At 63.0% G+C, this 16,461-nt stretch carries 12 protein-coding genes; 5 read left to right on the top strand and 7 right to left on the bottom strand.

What is annotated here, in order from left to right:
• Positions 1-312 precede the first annotated feature (312 nt).
• On the top strand, positions 313-3,297 hold the full coding sequence (locus AWB65_RS15430) for a ribonucleoside-diphosphate reductase subunit alpha (RefSeq protein WP_087667986.1): 2,985 nt from the start codon (positions 313-315) through the stop codon (positions 3,295-3,297).
• Positions 3,298-3,800: 503 nt separating this feature from the next.
• On the opposite strand, the gene AWB65_RS15425 is transcribed toward AWB65_RS15430, so the two are convergent.
• The 4 genes from AWB65_RS15425 to AWB65_RS15410 all read right to left on the bottom strand — a co-directional run bounded on the left by AWB65_RS15425 (position 3,801) and on the right by AWB65_RS15410 (position 10,861).
• Entirely contained in the window at positions 3,801-5,534 is a 1,734-nt protein-coding gene (locus tag AWB65_RS15425; protein WP_087667985.1) for a two-partner secretion domain-containing protein, read from the bottom strand.
• Positions 5,535-5,783: 249 nt separating this feature from the next.
• Positions 5,784-7,442 carry a two-partner secretion domain-containing protein gene (locus AWB65_RS15420; RefSeq protein WP_159907642.1) on the bottom strand — a complete coding sequence of 553 codons (1,659 nt, stop codon included), beginning with the start codon at positions 7,440-7,442 and terminating at the stop codon, positions 5,784-5,786.
• A 108-nt stretch (positions 7,443-7,550) separates the two neighbouring features.
• Positions 7,551-9,140, bottom strand: coding sequence for a ShlB/FhaC/HecB family hemolysin secretion/activation protein (locus AWB65_RS15415; protein WP_159907637.1), 1,590 nt, complete (start codon positions 9,138-9,140; stop codon positions 7,551-7,553).
• 323 nt (positions 9,141-9,463) lie between these two features.
• The gene (locus AWB65_RS15410) at positions 9,464-10,861 is read right to left on the bottom strand and encodes an MFS transporter (RefSeq protein WP_087667982.1); all 1,398 of its coding nucleotides are present in this window, start codon (positions 10,859-10,861) and stop codon (positions 9,464-9,466) included.
• Between the two features lie 150 nt (positions 10,862-11,011).
• Here AWB65_RS15410 and AWB65_RS15405 point away from each other — a divergent pair, with 150 nt between their 5' ends.
• The 4 genes from AWB65_RS15405 (at position 11,012) to AWB65_RS15390 (ending at position 14,168) form a co-directional block, all read left to right on the top strand.
• Complete coding sequence (locus tag AWB65_RS15405; RefSeq protein ID WP_087654751.1) at positions 11,012-11,224, top strand: DUF3820 family protein; 213 nt, start codon at positions 11,012-11,014, stop codon at positions 11,222-11,224.
• A 501-nt stretch (positions 11,225-11,725) separates the two neighbouring features.
• On the top strand, positions 11,726-12,967 hold the full coding sequence (locus tag AWB65_RS15400; RefSeq protein WP_087667981.1) for a ribonucleotide-diphosphate reductase subunit beta: 1,242 nt from the start codon (positions 11,726-11,728) through the stop codon (positions 12,965-12,967).
• Positions 12,968-13,068: 101 nt separating this feature from the next.
• Positions 13,069-13,383, top strand: coding sequence for a hypothetical protein (locus AWB65_RS36940; protein WP_087654749.1), 315 nt, complete (start codon positions 13,069-13,071; stop codon positions 13,381-13,383).
• Between the two features lie 29 nt (positions 13,384-13,412).
• Entirely contained in the window at positions 13,413-14,168 is a 756-nt protein-coding gene (locus tag AWB65_RS15390; RefSeq protein ID WP_087667980.1) for a histone H1-like repetitive region-containing protein, read from the top strand.
• Positions 14,169-14,374: 206 nt separating this feature from the next.
• On the opposite strand, the gene AWB65_RS15385 is transcribed toward AWB65_RS15390, so the two are convergent.
• From AWB65_RS15385 to tpx, 3 genes are all read right to left on the bottom strand, one after another.
• Entirely contained in the window at positions 14,375-14,851 is a 477-nt protein-coding gene (locus AWB65_RS15385) for an outer membrane lipoprotein (RefSeq protein ID WP_087667979.1), read from the bottom strand.
• Between the two features lie 16 nt (positions 14,852-14,867).
• Complete coding sequence (locus tag AWB65_RS15380) at positions 14,868-15,806, bottom strand: carbohydrate kinase family protein (RefSeq protein ID WP_087668034.1); 939 nt, start codon at positions 15,804-15,806, stop codon at positions 14,868-14,870.
• 143 nt (positions 15,807-15,949) lie between these two features.
• Entirely contained in the window at positions 15,950-16,450 is a 501-nt protein-coding gene (gene tpx / locus AWB65_RS15375) for a thiol peroxidase (RefSeq protein ID WP_087667978.1), read from the bottom strand.
• Positions 16,451-16,461 lie beyond the last annotated feature (11 nt).

The following is a 16,461-nucleotide window of genomic DNA, read 5'->3' as shown; positions in this document are numbered from 1 at the left end:
GGCCGCGCGGTCATGAAATCAAACCAGAACCGGGCGCGGCTGCGAGCAGAAGCGTAGCAACGGCGTCCCGCGAATCCGCCGGCAACACGGCCGGCAATACCGCGAGCACGCAGCACCGAGAAGGCCACACAGTCGATGAAAGCCACCCATCGCAGAAAAGCGTCGGGCAAAAACGGCGCAGCCCGAACAAAATCTGTTGCTCCGGCTGACCGTTTTCAGTTTCCAGAGGTCCGCACCGGTGACGCACCCGGCGCGAACTTGAACCAACCCATCGCGGACGTTCCGCACCATCGAACACCAGGAGTTTTGCACATGCAAACCACCGACAACGCCACGACCTCCTACGAAGGCGCATCCGCGCGCGCCGCGGGCGGCCAGCAACAGCCGGGCGCCCAGGCGCTCGCGCCGAACACGACGCTCGCCGACTACAAAGTCATCCGTCGTAACGGGACCGTGGTGTCGTTCGAGCCGTCGAAGATCGCGATCGCCGTAACGAAGGCGTTCCTCGCCGTGAACGGCGGGCAGGGCGCGGCATCCGCGCGCGTGCGCGAACTCGTCGAGCAACTGACGCAAAGCGTCGTGCGCGCGATGGTGCGCAGCCGTCCGAACGGCGGCACGTTCCATATCGAAGACATTCAGGATCAGGTCGAGCTTGCGCTGATGCGCGGCGGCGAGCACAACGTCGCGCGCGCCTACGTGCTGTATCGCGAGAAGCGCACGCAGGAACGCGCGCACGCGCCGGAAGTGAAGGCGAATGCGCTCGGCATCAACGTGATCGACGGCGGGATCAGCCGTCCGCTCGACCTCGATGCGCTGAAGGCACGCATCGTCGAGGCGTGCGCGAACCTGGGCGATGTGGTCAACGCCGATCCGATTGTCGCGGAAACGGTGAAGAACCTGTACGACGGCGTGCCGATGAGCCAGGTCTACGACTCGGCCATCCTCGCCGCCCGCACGATGATCGAGAAGGACCCGGCATACAGCCAGGTCACGGCGCGCATCCTGCTGCACACGATCCGTCGCGAAATCCTGGAAGAGGAGGTTCCGCAAGGCGCAATGAGCGAGCGCTACGCCGAATATTTCCCGCTGTTCATCAAGCAGGGCGTGGAAGCGGAACTGCTCGACGACAAGCTCCTGCAGTACGACCTGAAGCGCCTGGGCGCCGCGCTCGACGCCGATCGCGACCTGCAATTCGGCTATCTCGGCCTGCAGACGCTGTATGACCGCTACTTCCTGCACACGGAAGGCAAGCGCATCGAATTGCCGCAGGCATTCTTCATGCGCGTCGCGATGGGTCTGGCGCTCAACGAAATCGACCGCGAAGCGCGCGCCATCGAGTTCTACGGCGTGCTGTCGAGCTTCGACTTCATGTCGTCGACGCCGACGCTGTTCAACTCCGGCACGCGCCGCTCGCAACTGTCGTCTTGCTACCTGACGACCGTCGCCGACGACCTCGACGGCATCTACGAAGCGCTGAAGGAAAACGCGCTGCTGTCGAAATTCGCGGGCGGCCTCGGCAACGACTGGACGCGCGTGCGTGCGCTCGGCTCGCATATCAAGGGCACGAACGGCAAGTCGCAGGGCGTGGTGCCGTTCCTGAAAGTGGTGAACGACACGGCCGTCGCGGTGAATCAGGGCGGCAAGCGCAAGGGCGCGGTCTGCGCGTACCTGGAAACGTGGCACCTGGACATCGAGGAATTCCTCGAACTGCGCAAGAACACGGGCGACGACCGTCGACGCACCCACGACATGAACACGGCGAACTGGATTCCCGACCTGTTCATGAAGCGCGTGCACGAAGGCGGCGACTGGACGCTCTTCTCGCCGGCGACCTGCCCGGACCTGCACGACCTGTTCGGCGCTTCGTTCGAGAAGGCTTACACGGCTTACGAAGAGAAAGCGGCGCGCGGCGAGATCAAGCTGTTCAAGAAGCTTCCGGCGGCGCAACTGTGGCGCAAGATGCTTGGCATGCTGTTCGAAACCGGCCATCCGTGGATCACGTTCAAGGACCCGTGCAATATCCGTTCGCCGCAGCAGCACGTCGGTGTCGTGCATTCGTCGAACCTGTGCACGGAAATCACGCTGAACACGAGCGACACGGAAATTGCTGTCTGCAACCTGGGCTCGGTGAACCTCGTCGCCCACCTGGCGAAGCAGGCCGATGGCACGCTCGCGCTCGATCACGACAAGCTGAAGCGCACGATCAGCGTGGCGATGCGCATGCTCGACAACGTCATCGATATCAACTACTACGCCGTCGCCAAGGCGCGTAACTCGAACCTGAAACATCGTCCGGTCGGCATGGGCATCATGGGCTTCCAGGACTGCCTGCACCTGCTGCGCACGCCGTATGCGTCGCAGGAAGCGGTCGAGTTCGCGGACCGGTCGATGGAAGCGGTTTGCTATTACGCTTACTACGCGTCGACGGAACTGGCGCAGGAGCGCGGCCGGTATTCGAGCTATCGCGGCTCGCTGTGGGATCGCGGCATCCTCCCGCAGGATTCGCTGAAGCTGCTGGCCGAAGAGCGCGGCGGGTACGTGGAAGTCGACGAAAGCGAAACGATGGACTGGGCGACGCTGCGTTCGCGCATCGCGACGCACGGCATGCGCAACTCGAACTGCGTCGCGATCGCGCCGACGGCGACGATTTCGAACATCATCGGCGTCTCCGCGTGTATCGAGCCGACGTTCCAGAATTTGTATGTGAAGTCGAATCTGTCGGGCGAGTTCACGGTGGTGAACGACTATCTGGTGCACGACCTGAAGGCGCGCGGCCTGTGGGACGAAGTGATGGTCTCCGACCTGAAGTACTTCGACGGCACGCTTTCGCGCATCGACCGCATCCCGGCCGACCTCCGCGCGATCTACGCGACAGCGTTCGAACTCGACGCGAAGTGGGTCGTGGAAGCAGCGTCGCGGCGCCAGAAGTGGATCGACCAGGCGCAGTCGCTGAATATCTATATGGCGGGCGCGTCGGGCAAGAAACTCGACGAGGTGTACAAGCTGGCGTGGCTGCGCGGTCTCAAGACGACGTACTACCTCCGCACGATGTCGGCGACGAGCGTCGAGAAGTCGACGGTGGCGCACGGTGCGCTGAATTCGGTGCCGTCGGGGGAATCGGGTGCGGGCGGAGGCTCGGGCGCGGGATTCGGCACGGGCGGCGGCGTTGGCGGCGTGTCGGCGACGGGCGGATTCAATGCGGCTGCGGTTGCAGCGGCTGCGCCAGAAGCCGATGGTCCGGTCTGCATGATGCGGCCCGGCGATCCGGGCTTCGATGAGTGTGAGGCTTGTCAGTAAGCGAAGTTGTTTGATGGGGGCGCGGTTCTGGCGGATCGGGCGGCGCTTTTTACAGAAGTGAAATGAAGTGATCGGCCCGGTTGGGCGCCGTGTGGGTCGAGCGTGTGTTGCGCTGACCGAGCGAAGTCTTGCCGGCCGATAGGGGGCCTCGCGCGCGCCTTGTCAGGCGCGTCTCGCAGCCGCAGCGTCGCGCTCCAGAAACGCGAATTCGACGCTACGGTGCGACTAGACCGCGCGGGCATGAGCTACCGCGAAGCGCACTTTTAGTCCGGCGAACCTCAGTCGATGAAGGCTTCCCCGATTTGGCCGACATGCCCGCCGACGGGGTTCTGAATCCGGAGCTTGTTTCCGTACTCGAAAATTCCATTCTAGTTGGCGGCGTCGGAGGCGCTCTCCCGTACTCATTGCGTCATGGCAAGAAAATGAGGCTGATGCGTAACATCAGCCTCACATTGATACTCAACGCGAGCCGCCGGTCACGCGGCGACGCGCCCGCTTGCTCATCATCTGCTGGCGGTAGTGACAGGCTTGCTGCTCACGGGAGGCATCGGACGGATATCGACCACCACGGGCGGAACGGGGCGAGTCGCGGGCGTTCCCACAGGCGCCGGACGGATATCGACCACCACGGGCGGAACGGGGCGAGCTGTCGGCGTTCCCACGGGCGCCGGACGCGTATCGACTACGACGACCGGAGCGCCAGTCACCGGGCGACCGGTCGGGATGAACTGGAAGCCATCCTGCGCAACCGCCACCGGCGCGTCACCAGTCACAGAAGGCATGGAAATGCCTCTGCCAACCAGATGCTTGATGCTCACATCGCGGCCGACGAAGATACGCCCGCCTTCATTCCATGCATAGCCACCGACCTTGAGTGACCCCTTCGTCGCGACCGTGCTCTCCTCATTCATCAGATCGCCGCCAATGCCGATATCGCCGGTGGTGTTGATCGAACCGTGGAAGTTGTCCAGGTCCCGCGCCACCTTGAGCGCGCCATTCGCCCGAACCTCACCCGAGCGGTTCTCGAGCGATTGCGAAAAAGTGCCCGAGCCGATCGTCATTTTCCCGTTGTCGCTGTTCAGCGCTTCGCCCGACACCGCGAGCGTTCCTTGTCGACCGGTCGTCAACTGGCCGCCGCGATTGTCGAGCGCGCCGTTGACGGACATCGCCGTATTCGCCGAAAGCAGGCCTTCGTTCCTCACATCGCCGGCGATCGAAAGGTTCTGGCCGGTCGCGGACAACACGCCGGTTTTGGCAATGTTCACTTTGCGGCCAGAAACCGCCGCCGATGAGTTCGCCACCACCTTACCGCCGATATTGACCGTACCGCCGATCATGCCTTGCTGGGGTGCGACGATCGAAGTGCGCGCCGCGCCGTTGCCGTTCACGCCCAAGCCATCGGCCGAGCCGACAAGGCGGATCGAATCGGCGTACATGCTGCCGAGCTGCGACACGTCGATCGCGACGACCGGCGCCGGGCCTTCCCCCTTCAGGCCGATGTTCGAACCGATGGTCGTCGTGTCGGTGCCGAGGTTTTGCCGTGTGACACCTGCGACGCCGACCAGCTTCCTGGCCTGCACGGCCGCATTCACTTCGATGCTGCGCGCGATCAGGTCGAGCTGGTCGACGTTGCGTGCGTTGAGTCCCTTGCCCTGAATGTCAATGCGGCCCGTCGTCGTGTCGATGCTCGCGATGTTGCCGACGGCGTCGAATCTGGCCTGACCGGTCGTGAGCGTAGCCCGCGTTGCGTTGATGAAGCCCGCGCCGTTGGCCGTGATGCCGTTCGGGTTCGCGACGATAAGATGCGCCGCGCCCCCCGCGATTTCGGTCGCGCCATTGAGATTCGAGGCGTTCGCGCCCGTCACCTCGTTCAGGATGACCTTGGCGGGCGTCGCGCCGAGTTGCGTATTGCCCGCGACGCGGCCCGCCAGCTGTGACTGGACGATCTTGTTGCTGTTATTGAGCACGAGGCCCGCCGCGCCGACGTTGTAGTCGGTGAACTTGTTGTGCGATACACCTGCGGCGTTCGGCGCGACAATGTTGACAACCGGCGTGCGGTTCGCCGCCACGGCAATGGCCGGGCGGTTGCCGGCACCGCCGGCAGCGGTGAGCGCCTGGGCGCTCGCGATCGGCGCGTGGAACGCCAGGATCGCCGGGCCCGCCGCCAGCATCAGGGCGGCCGTTAGCTTGGTGCACTTCGAAGGTGCGAGGTGGTGTGCGTTGGACGAATGCTTCATTGTTGTTCTATTGACTCTGAAAAAGTGAGTTGGATGCGGGTGCGGACCATGGCGCGCTCGGTCCGCCCCCGGTATTTCACAACCAGTCTGTGTTTCAGCAATCTATGGCGACCGCGCAGTCGATGTATTGGCTCCCCGTTGCTTTCAACTGGCGGGCAAAGGGGGCGCCGCATCGGCCACGGCGGCTACGTAATGCAAAGGATTCTTCAACGAGGCCTCATGTCATGCGCGGGTCGCCAGCAGTCAGGCTCAGCTCTTGACCTTGGTAACGGTGCCGCCCGTTTTGCCGTTGGCATTGAATGCCTTCACGTATTCAATCGTTCCCGCGTTGTTTTTCGCGCTGCCGCTGATGTCGATCGACGCGCCCGAGTGGACTCGTCCGGCGGTGTTGTTCAGCGACCCGGCTACGGCGATGCCCTTCGCGTCGATTTCACCGTTCGTGTTGGTCGCGCTGCCGGACACATTCAGCTTGCCCGCCGACTTGATCGTGCCGCCTGTGTTGTCGAGCGAGCCGGAGAAGGCCGCCGAACCGACATCGAACGAACCGCCCGCGTTCCGCGTCGAGCCTGAGACGGTCGTCTTGCCGCTTGATCGCACGATGCCGCTGCTGTTGTCGAGCGAACCTGCGACTGAAACGGTCGTCGCGGAGATAAAGCCTTGGTTGCGAGCGCCGCCGGAAACCGAGACGCCGTTCGTCGCCGATACGGTCGCGCCCTTTGCAATCGCGACTGATCCGCTCGAGAGCGACACATCACCGGCCTGTGCGGCGATGCGGCCCTGTACGCTGATCGCGCCACCGTTGCCACCGTTGCCACCGTTGCCACCGTTGCCACCGTTGCCACCGTTGCCACCATTGCCACCGTTGCCACCGTTACCACCGTTACCACCGTTACCACCGTTACCACCGTTACCACCGTTACCACCGTTACCCGAGTTGACGATGGTGCCGCTGTTGTTGCCGATGATGATGGTGCCGCCATTGCCGCCATTGCCGCCATTGCCGCCATTGCCGCCGGTGCCGTTCGCACCATTAGCACCATTAGCACCATTAGCGCCATTCACGCCCATGCCGCCTTGTCCCCCCACGAGTCGGATCGAATTGGCGTACATGCTGCCGAGCTGCGACACGTCGATGGCGACAGACGGTTCGGCGCCTTGGCCAACGAGGCCGGAGTTCGATCCGCTCGTCGTGTCCGTGCGCAGGTCTTGCCGGCTCACGCCTGCCACGCCGACCAGCTTTTTCGCCTGCACCGCAGCATTGACCTCGATCCCCCGCGCAATCAGGTCGAGCTGGTCGATATTGCGCGCGTCGAGACCGGCGCCCTGAATGTCGATGCGGCCCTTCGTCGTGTCGATGCTTGCGATATTGCCCGCGGTGTCGAACCTGGCTTGGCCCGTCGTGAGCGTGGCACGGGTTGCGTTCACGAAATTCGCGCCGTTTGCGGTGATGCCGTTCGGGTTGGCGACGATCAGATGAGCCGCGCGTCCGGCGATCTCGGTCGTGCCGTTAAGGCTGGACGCGCTCGCGCCGGTCACTTCGTTGAGGATCACCTTGGCGGGGGTCGCGCCGAGTTGTGCGTTGCCGGCGATTGAACCGCCAAGCTGTGTTTGTGCGGCCGTGCTGCTGTTGTTGACGATCAGGCCGGCGAGGCCGACGTTGTATTGCGTGAATTTATTGTGCGACACGCCTGCGGCGTTCGGCGCGACGATATTGACGATCGGCGTTCCGTTCGCCGCAGCGCCGATGGCCGGACGGTTGGCGCCCGCTGCGTCGGCGCTGAGCGCTTGCGCCGCAGCGGCCGACGCGTAGAGCCCGACAAGCGCAGGCGCCGCGAACATCAGCGCGATGGCGATTTTGTTGCGGCTGATCGCCGGTACATTGTTTTCGGACTGTCGAGTGTTTTTCATAAGTTTCCTAAAGCTGAAAATGAGTGAGTGCGCCCTTGATAGGGCGAGAAAAGCCATTGACGATTTACTGGAAGACAGTCTCCGGTTGGAAAAGCGCCGCAAGACAGCTCAAAAGCGGCTAGTGAGCGAAACGTTGAGCCAAGGTGTCCGTGTCCCGAATGACGGCGGCTTGACGAGGGGCAGGCCGAGTGCGACGTCGTAGCCGACTTTCCGGTATGCACCGCGCACGCCGAGCGCAGTGCCGACGAGTTCGTGGTTGCTCAATTGCGCGGCCGACGTGCCGTGGACGCGTCCGGCATCGAGCGCCACGTACGCTTCTGCGCCTGCAGCCACGCCAGTCGCGACCTCGTTGCGCCAGATCCACCCGCTTTCGGCGGACAGCGTCGAATCGCCATCGAAGCCACGCACCGTGTAGCGGCCGCCGATCTGCAGGTATTCGGTCGAGGGCACGGGAGTCGGCGAATATTGAAAAAGAAAGGACCCGCGGTAGGCGAAGCTGCGCTCGCCGATGCTGAACGGCGCGTCCACGGACGCGCTCATGGTGGCGATCCGGTAGCGTCCGTTCCAGTCGGTTTGTCCATAGACGTACCCGGGCGAGCGGCTCACCCCGGCAAAGCTTCCCCTCACGCCCGCGCCGGCGACCACTGAAGCGTGCGCAAGCGCCTGCTGATGGCTGAAGCTCACGTCGTAGCCCGTGATGTCATGCTTGAGGACGCCGATCTCGGCGCCGCCGAGCGTCGCGTTGTCCTGGCGGCGGACGACCTTGAATTGCAGCGTTCCTTTCTTGTCGCCCGAGCGGTAGGGTGCGAAGCCGATGCCGGCTTCCATGCGGCGCGTGCGGCTTTCGTAGGGATAATCCGGACCGATGGCATCGAGGGTCTGCTTCGACGACCATTCGCTCACGCCAATCGAAAACGACGCATAGCCGATGGGCACGTTCCACGCAGCGCTCCTGGCCTGCGAGCCGCGCGTGTGGTCGTTGAGCTTCGCATCGGTGCTCGCGCTGACGATCAACTGGTCGTAGAGATGCAGTGGTGAATCGAGGGCCACGATCGCGCCGAGCTGATTGCGCCCGGTCGCGTCGATGCCCGAGTTGTCGGCACTTAGCACCACGTGCCAGCGCTTCGAGTCTGGATGCTGCACGACGATATCGCTCTCGCCGAAGTTGGCGCCCGGCACCACGTCGAAAGCCACGCCGCTTTGTCCTGGCAGGCGGCGCATGTTCTCGAGCGCCTGGTCGAGATCGCGCACGTTCAGCAGATCACCCGTGCCGGCGGGGAAGGCGGCGCGGTGCCAGCCGATGCCGCCTTCGTCTCGTACTTTGCCAATCCGGCCGGGAATGATCTCGACCACGATGCGCCCGTCTTTCAATCCGGCTTCCGGGACGTTCACACGTGAAGTGACGTAGCCGCGTGCGATCAACGCCCGCGCGAGCCAGTCATGCAGGACGCGTGCGCCTTGCGGCCCGATGCACGCGCCTTCGAGCGGCGTTTGCGCAACGAGCCACGCGAATTCGCCGGAGCCTCGCCACTCGACTTCCTGGATGGTTTCGCAGGGCACTTCGAGCGGAAATTGAAGTTGCGCGGATGGCTCGGATGCGCTGGGAGCAAGGACGGTCGGACGCGCAGTCGCGGCGTCCTGCGTAGCGTTGAGTTGCTGTTCCTGGAGCCTTTGGGCGCCTCCGGGCAGAGCGCGCAAGACCTCCTGAGCGGACGCACGAGCGACGGGCAGGCAAAGAAGGGCGGCGATGAGGACTCGCCTTTTGTCGATCATGAACGGAGCGTCGCGGTGGTGCAGCACAGGTTGGACCGCGAGCGGGACTGAAGTACCTTGATGCGGCGGGCGAGCGCCGAGACGGCGCGGACACGCACTATTGGCGATTGGCAAACCCGTTGAAATACGAGAATTCCTACTTCTGTGCCTTTGTTGCCGCCTACTTCAGCGAGATGTTCTTATATTTGCTTGTATCAGCGCCTATAAAAGGCAGGCACGGGAGTTCGCCGCGTGACATCGATACCGACTCAGCCCCGCGAGCCGCGCGAGATTTCCAATCCGGCATTGCGAGGGAGCCGCGCCGTCACCGGAATCGAGAAGAACGAGAACGCACCGACGACAAAGAACGCCGGCCAGAAATCCGCCCAGAGCAAGGTCGGGTGTCCGTGCATGCTCTGCGACATCTCCAGCGCGATTCCTGCGATCGTCACGCCGAGCCCGAGCGACACCTGCTGCACGAAGCTCGCGAGGCTCGTCGCGCGGCCGACGTCGCGCGTCTCGATCTCGGCATAAGCGAGCGAGTTCAGGCTCGTGAATTGCAGCGCCGGGAAAAACCCGCCGAGCAGCACCACCGCCCAGATGACCCAGGTCGGCGTGCCGGGAAAGAACATCCCACAAGCCGCGATCGCAATACCCGAGAGCGCCGCGTTCACCATCAGCGTCTGCCGGAACCCGAACCGATGCAGCACCCGCGACGCCAGCGAACGCATGAACATCCCGCCGAACGCCGACGCGCACGTGATCGATCCGGACTTGAACGCCGTCATCCCGAGCCCTTCCTGCAACGCGAGCGGCAGCAGGAACGGCACCGCACCGAGCCCGATGCGAAACAGCGACCCGCCGAGCACGCTTGCCTGAAACGTCGGCACGCGAAAGAAGCGCAAGTCGAGCAGAGGCCGCAACGCGCGCCGCGAGTGCAGCCAGTAGAGCAGGACCATCACCGCGCCGCCCGCGCACATCGCACCGGCGACGCTGTTCGGCACCAGCTCGCCGCCCACCAGCGACAACCCGAGCAAGAGCAGCGTGCCGCCCGTCGCCGAGAGGAAGAAGCCGAACCAGTCGAGCGGACCCGGATGCTCCTCGCGCGAGTTGGCGATATAGCGGTTCGTCAGATAGATGCCCACGATCCCGATCGGAATGTTGATGAAGAAGATCAGACGCCAGTGCAGGTACGTCGTGATGAAGCCGCCGAGCAGCGGTCCGACGGCGGGGCCGAGCATCGCCGGGACGCTCAGGTAGTTCATCGCGCGGATGAACTCGGAGCGGCGCACCGAGCGGAAGATGATGATGCGGCCAACCGGCACCATCATCGCGCCGCCGACGCCCTGCACGAAGCGCGCGAGCGTGAAGGTCGCAAGCGAATTGGAGGCCGCGCAAAGCAGCGAGCCGATGACGAAGATGCCGATGGCGGTGCGAAAGACGGTGCGGGCGCCAAAGCGGTCGGCGACCCAGCCGCAGATTGGGATGAACACGCCGAGGCCGAGCACGTAGCTCGTGACGGCGATCTTCAGCGTGACGGGGTCTCGTCCGAACGCGCGGGCCATCGCGGGAATGGCCGTCACGATGACATTCGCATCCACGCTTTCCATGAACATCGCGCACGCGACGATGAGAGGGGCAACGAAAGCTTTGATGGCGAGCGGCATGGAGAATCGAGGGACGTCTCTTCGCGGCGGGAGCGGCGATTATGGCATCGATATGGAGCAGCCGCTGAGGGATGGAGCACGCTCCGCGAGCGCATGGGCGATACTGCGCGGCTCATCGACACGAAGCATCGACATGAAGGATCGAACGACATGGACCCGGAAGATTTGCAGCGCCTCGTCACGCAGACGATGCCTTACGGAAAGTTCAAGGGACGCGTGCTCGCGGACCTCCCCGGCAACTACCTCGCGTGGTTCGCGCGTGAGGGTTTTCCGCAGGGACAACTCGGGCGACTGCTCGCGCTCATGCACGAGATCGATCACAACAATTTGCGCTCGTTGCTGGAGCCATTGAGGAAGCGATGAGTGCTCCGGCAGGGCTTGACAGGGCACGCTGACGTCTACTATAGCTAGTGGTTCAACCGAAAAACAGCCCAATATCTAGTGGAATTTCGAGGCTGCCGATGCTAAACTTCGGCAACGCATCGGACGCGGGAAAGCGGGTTCGCAGGCACTGAAACGAACGCTTCGATGCAGCATCAACCGCCTTGCAAGCGAGGTGCATCGCACGCTGCGCGACATGCGTCATCGAAGCGATGAACGCTTCATCGTCTCGCTCTCTTCAACGCACTCGAAGCAACGCATCACGAGGCAACAAGTCGACGCTTGAAGCATGCAACGAAGCTCGATGACGACCGCTTCGATCAAGCAGCGGCACACATCGCGAGAGCCTTCACACACGATGCGTTGAGCAAAGTGTTGTATGCAAGTAGCAACGCGAACACAAAACAGGAATTTTCATGAGCAAGGTCTTTTATCGCTCATGAAAAGATGGTACAAACCGATCTAAATTGATGGTGAGAATCTATGCTCAACTGGGATGACGAGACCACTGCCGTAGCTCCGTCGAGCGCTTCGCAACCTAACGTGTTGCGCAACGCCGCGAGTGCGGTTGCCGGCATGCAGGAAGCTTCGCGCACCGGTCATCAAGCTGCTTCACACGCCGCTCTCCACACACCTTCGGCAAGCAACATCTTCTCCAACGACTTCGTCGCTCCCGCAGCAGCCTCCGCCATCGCCGCCGCGAGCGAAGCCCGCGTGAACGTCGCCGACAAGCGCATCATCAACGGCAAGACCGACGTCAATCAGCTCGTGCCGTTCAAGTACAAGTGGGCGTGGGAAAAATATCTGGCGGGTTGTGCCAACCACTGGATGCCGCAGGAAGTGAACATGTCGCGAGACATCGCCCTGTGGAAAGACCCCAACGGCCTCTCCGACGACGAACGCCGCATCGTGAAGCGCAACCTCGGCTTCTTCGTGACGGCCGACTCGCTCGCCGCGAACAACATCGTGCTCGGCACCTACCGCCACATCACCGCGCCCGAGTGCCGCCAGTTCCTGCTGCGCCAGGCGTTCGAAGAGGCGATTCACACGCACGCGTATCAGTACATCGTCGAGTCGCTCGGGCTCGACGAGAGCGAAATCTTCAACGCGTATCACGAAGTCGACTCGATCCGCGCGAAGGACGAGTTCCTGATTCCATTCATCCAGACGCTCACTGATCCCGCTTTCACCACTGGCACGCTCGAAGCGGACCAGAAATTGCTGAAGTCGTTGATCGTTTTCGCTTGTGTGATGGAAGGCTTGTTCTTCTACGTCGGCTTCACGCAGATCCTGGCGCTCGGCCGGCAGAACAAGATGACGGGCGCGGCGGAGCAGTACCAGTACATCCTGCGTGACGAGTCGATGCACTGCAATTTCGGCATCGACCTGATCAACCAGATCAAGCTGGAAGAACCGCAACTGTGGACGCCGGCGTTCCGCGCGGAGATCCGCGACATTTTCAAGCAGGCAGTCGAACTCGAATATCGCTACGCTGAAGACACCATGCCGCGCGGGGTGCTCGGCCTGAACGCGTCGATGTTCAAGAGCTACCTGCGCTTCATCTGCAATCGACGTTGCCAGCAGATTGGCCTCGATCCGCTCTACCCGAACGAGGAGAATCCGTTCCCGTGGATGAGCGAGATGATCGACTTGAAGAAGGAACGCAACTTCTTCGAGACACGCGTGATTGATTATCAAACGGGCGGCGCGCTGACCTGGGAATAACAACAAGCCAGGACGTGTTGCAGACGGAAATCGATGGGATGCAGGTGCCGCCGCGACCAACGCGAGCATCTGCAGTCAAGGTTTAGGAGAACGGTCGCCTGATGCAAAGTGCGCCTCGAGGGCCAATGGCCCGACTAGAAGACAGGCGTTTTGCGAACCCTTCAGTGGGACGGGCAAACTTCCCCCCGGAAAATGCCGGCGGCTTAGCCGCCGGTTCGATCAAGCGATTGCCGGCACCGGTGTTAGGTGTCGACTCAATTTGGCGCGCGGTGCCTCGGGGCACGGCGCGCCTTGCCGTATTCATTAGCGTAAGCGGGCTCCATCAGCGTACGCCGATGAATAATCCGCTTCGTAGCGTGGGTCGTGAGAAGCCCATGCGGGAAGCGGGTTTTGACGAAGGGTGTTGTTTGAACTGACTCTCATCTGAAACCTGAAGGAGAAAATGATGGCACTTGCCAAGAAAAAACCCGCCGCCAAGAAGGCTGCAGCCAAGCCGGCCGTGAAGAAAACAGCCGCCAAGAAGGTAACCGCGGCGAAGAAAGTCGCTCCGGCGAAAAAGGTAGCCGCGAAGAAGGTGGCACCGGCCAAGAAGGTCGCAGCAAAGAAAGTAGCAGCGAAAAAAGTCGCGGTGAAGAAGGTCGCGGCGAAGAAGGCAGCTCCGGCGAAGAAAGCCGCTGCGAAGAAAGTAGCCGCCAAGAAGGCGCCGGCGAAGAAGGCCGCAGCGAAGAAGGTCGCGGCCAAGAAAGTCGCGGCGAAGAAGGTAGCCGCGAAGAAAGCGCCGGCGAAGAAGGCCGCAGCGAAGAAAGCCCCGGCCAAGAAGGCGGCGGCGAAGAAGGCGCCTGCGAAAAAGGCCGCTGCCAAAGCCCCCGCGAAAAAGGCTCCTGCTGCGAAGAAGGCCCCTGCGGCGAAGAAGGCTCCCGCTGCCAAGAAGGCGCCTGCTGCGAAGAAGGCTGCGGCCGCACCCGCAGCGCCCGCTGCTCCTGCTGCTACCAAAAGCGCAGCTCCCGTCGCAGCCAAGAAAGCTGCCGCCCCGGCTTCGAAAAAGGCGCCGGTCAAGAAGGCCGCTGCCGCGAAGAAGACCCCTGCTGCAGCTCCGGCAACCACCGCCACGACTCCGGCAGCTCCGGCTCCGGCTTCAGCGGTCAAGACGGCGTTGAACCCGGCTGCCGCATGGCCGTTCCCGACGGGCAGCCGTCCGTAAGCGATAGCAGCACGAAGCACCGCGACACACTCGATGTGTCTCAGGACCGGGTAGTGCTACCCGGTCAAGACCCGCCGCCAGGGAAATCAGCGGCGGGTTTTTTATCGCCATCGCGTGGCGTACGGACGCAAAAAAGCGCATGTGCCGTCCGGCACATGCGCGATGTAGGTCTCCAAGCCAACCGGCGACGATGCCGGCCAGAACCCTCAGTGCGTGACGCGCGTGACGCCGCCGCTCGACAGCAGACGAACGCGCTCGCCCGCCTGGAACACCTCGCCGGTGGACGTTTGCGTGATGGCGCGCATGTCGCCGTTATCGAGCCGCACGGTGATCTCGAGACCGTTCTTGACCGCCGTGGAGTTCTCCACCGCATTGCCCGCCACCGCGCCCGCCAGACCGCCCACGATGCCGGTCAGAATCGACCCGCGTCCGCCGCCGAGCGCGCTGCCGGCCACCGCGCCGAGTGCGCCGCCACCGATCGCGCCGAGGCCGCTCGGCTGCCCGTTGTTCGAGCTGATCTTCACGCCGCGCACGCTTTCGACCGTCGCCATGCGGACGGTCTCCTCACGTTGCGCCTGCGATGCCGTATAGACGTCGGGCGAACTGCTGTTGTAGGCGCAGCCCGACATGGCCACTGAGCTGACGAGTGCCGCTGCCAGCACGATACGACTGATGAATTTCATTGCCTTGCTCCACTAATTACGACAGGCTGCTTCCGAAAGCCTGTTTGAAACGTTCTTCGATGTCGGTGCGCGTGGGCGCGTAAGTCTGCGGTCCCTGATGTTCGATTTTGAGTGACCCCATCAGGCTGGCAAGACGACCGGTCTTCTCCCAGCCAAGCTTGTTCTCGATACCGTACAGCAAGCCGCCCCGGAACGCGTCGCCGCAACCGGTCGGATCGACGATCTGCTGCGCCTTCACCGCCGGAATCTCCTCGACCCCTCGCTCATGATGAATCTGCGCACCGTGTTCGCCGCGCGTGACGACCAGCGCCTCGACGCGGCCCGCAATCTCCTCGATGGACCAGCCGGTCTTGTTGCTCAACAACTTGGCTTCGTAATCGTTGACCGCCACGTAAGAGGCAAGTTCAATCATGTGACGAAGCTCCACACCTTCGAGGATCGGCAGCGCCTGGCCCGGATCGAAGACGAACGGCACGCCCTTCGCGGCGAACTGGTCGGCGTGCTGGCGCATGCCGTCGGCACCATCCGGGGCAACGATGCCGAGCGTGATGCCGGTAGTTTTGTCGACGTGGTTCAGGTGCGATTCCATCATCGCGCCGGGGTGGAAAGCGGTGATCTGATTGTTCCCGAGATCGGTGGTGATGAAGCATTGCGCCGAGTGCTGGCCGGGCAACACGCGCACGTAGTCCTTCGAGAGACCGAGCGCGTCCAGCCGGTCGATGTAGAGCTGCGCGTCGGCGTCGCCGAGCGTCGCCATGATCTTCGCGTCGCCGCCGAGCAGATTCAGCGCGTACGCGATGTTGCCCGCGCAGCCGCCGAAGTTGCGGCGCATCGTCGGGACCAGGAAGCTGATGTTCAGCATGTGCACCTGGTCCGGCAGGATGTGGTCGCCGAAGCGCCCCTGGAAGGTCATGATGTTGTCGTAGGCGAGCGAGCCGCAGATGAGCGTAGCCAAGGCAAACGTCCTTTGAATCGAATAGGTGAGAAAGAATTGCGCGTTTCGATGGCGCATTCATCAGGCGGCGGCAGGTTCGACCTGATGAGCGAGGTCACCGCTTGATGAATGCGCGGACCGCGAACGGTCCGCACACAGATCGCTTACTTCAGTGCAGCGAGTGCCGCGTCGTAGTTCGGCTCGTCCTTGATTTCCGGCACGAGTTCCGAATGCACGACCTTGTCGTTTTCATCGATCACGACAACCGCGCGCGCCGTCAGCCCTTTCAGCGGGCCGCTCGTCACGTCTACACCATAGGCCTTCGCAAAATCGGTGCCGCGAAACGTCGATGCCGTCACGACGTTCTCCAGGCCTTCCGTCACGCAGAAACGCTTGGCCGCGAACGGCAGATCGCCTGAGACGACCACGACGACCGTGTTGTCGAGCTTGCCGGCGGATTCGTTGAACTTGCGGGTCGACGTGGCGCAGGTCGGCGTGTCGAGGCTCGGCACGATGTTCAGCACCTTGCGCTTGCCGGCGAAATTCGCGAGCTTGAGGTCGCCGAGATCCGCGCCGACCAGCGTGAAGTCGGCAGCCTGCTGGCCCGCCGACGGGAACGTGCCGCCTACATCGATCGAGTTGCCGCCGAGGGTGACTTGACTCATGTTGCGCTCCT

Origin of the sequence: Caballeronia humi (assembly GCF_001544475.1) — a bacterium.
GTDB lineage: Bacteria > Pseudomonadota > Gammaproteobacteria > Burkholderiales > Burkholderiaceae > Caballeronia > Caballeronia humi.
This window is presented reverse-complemented; position numbering and strand designations above follow the sequence as displayed.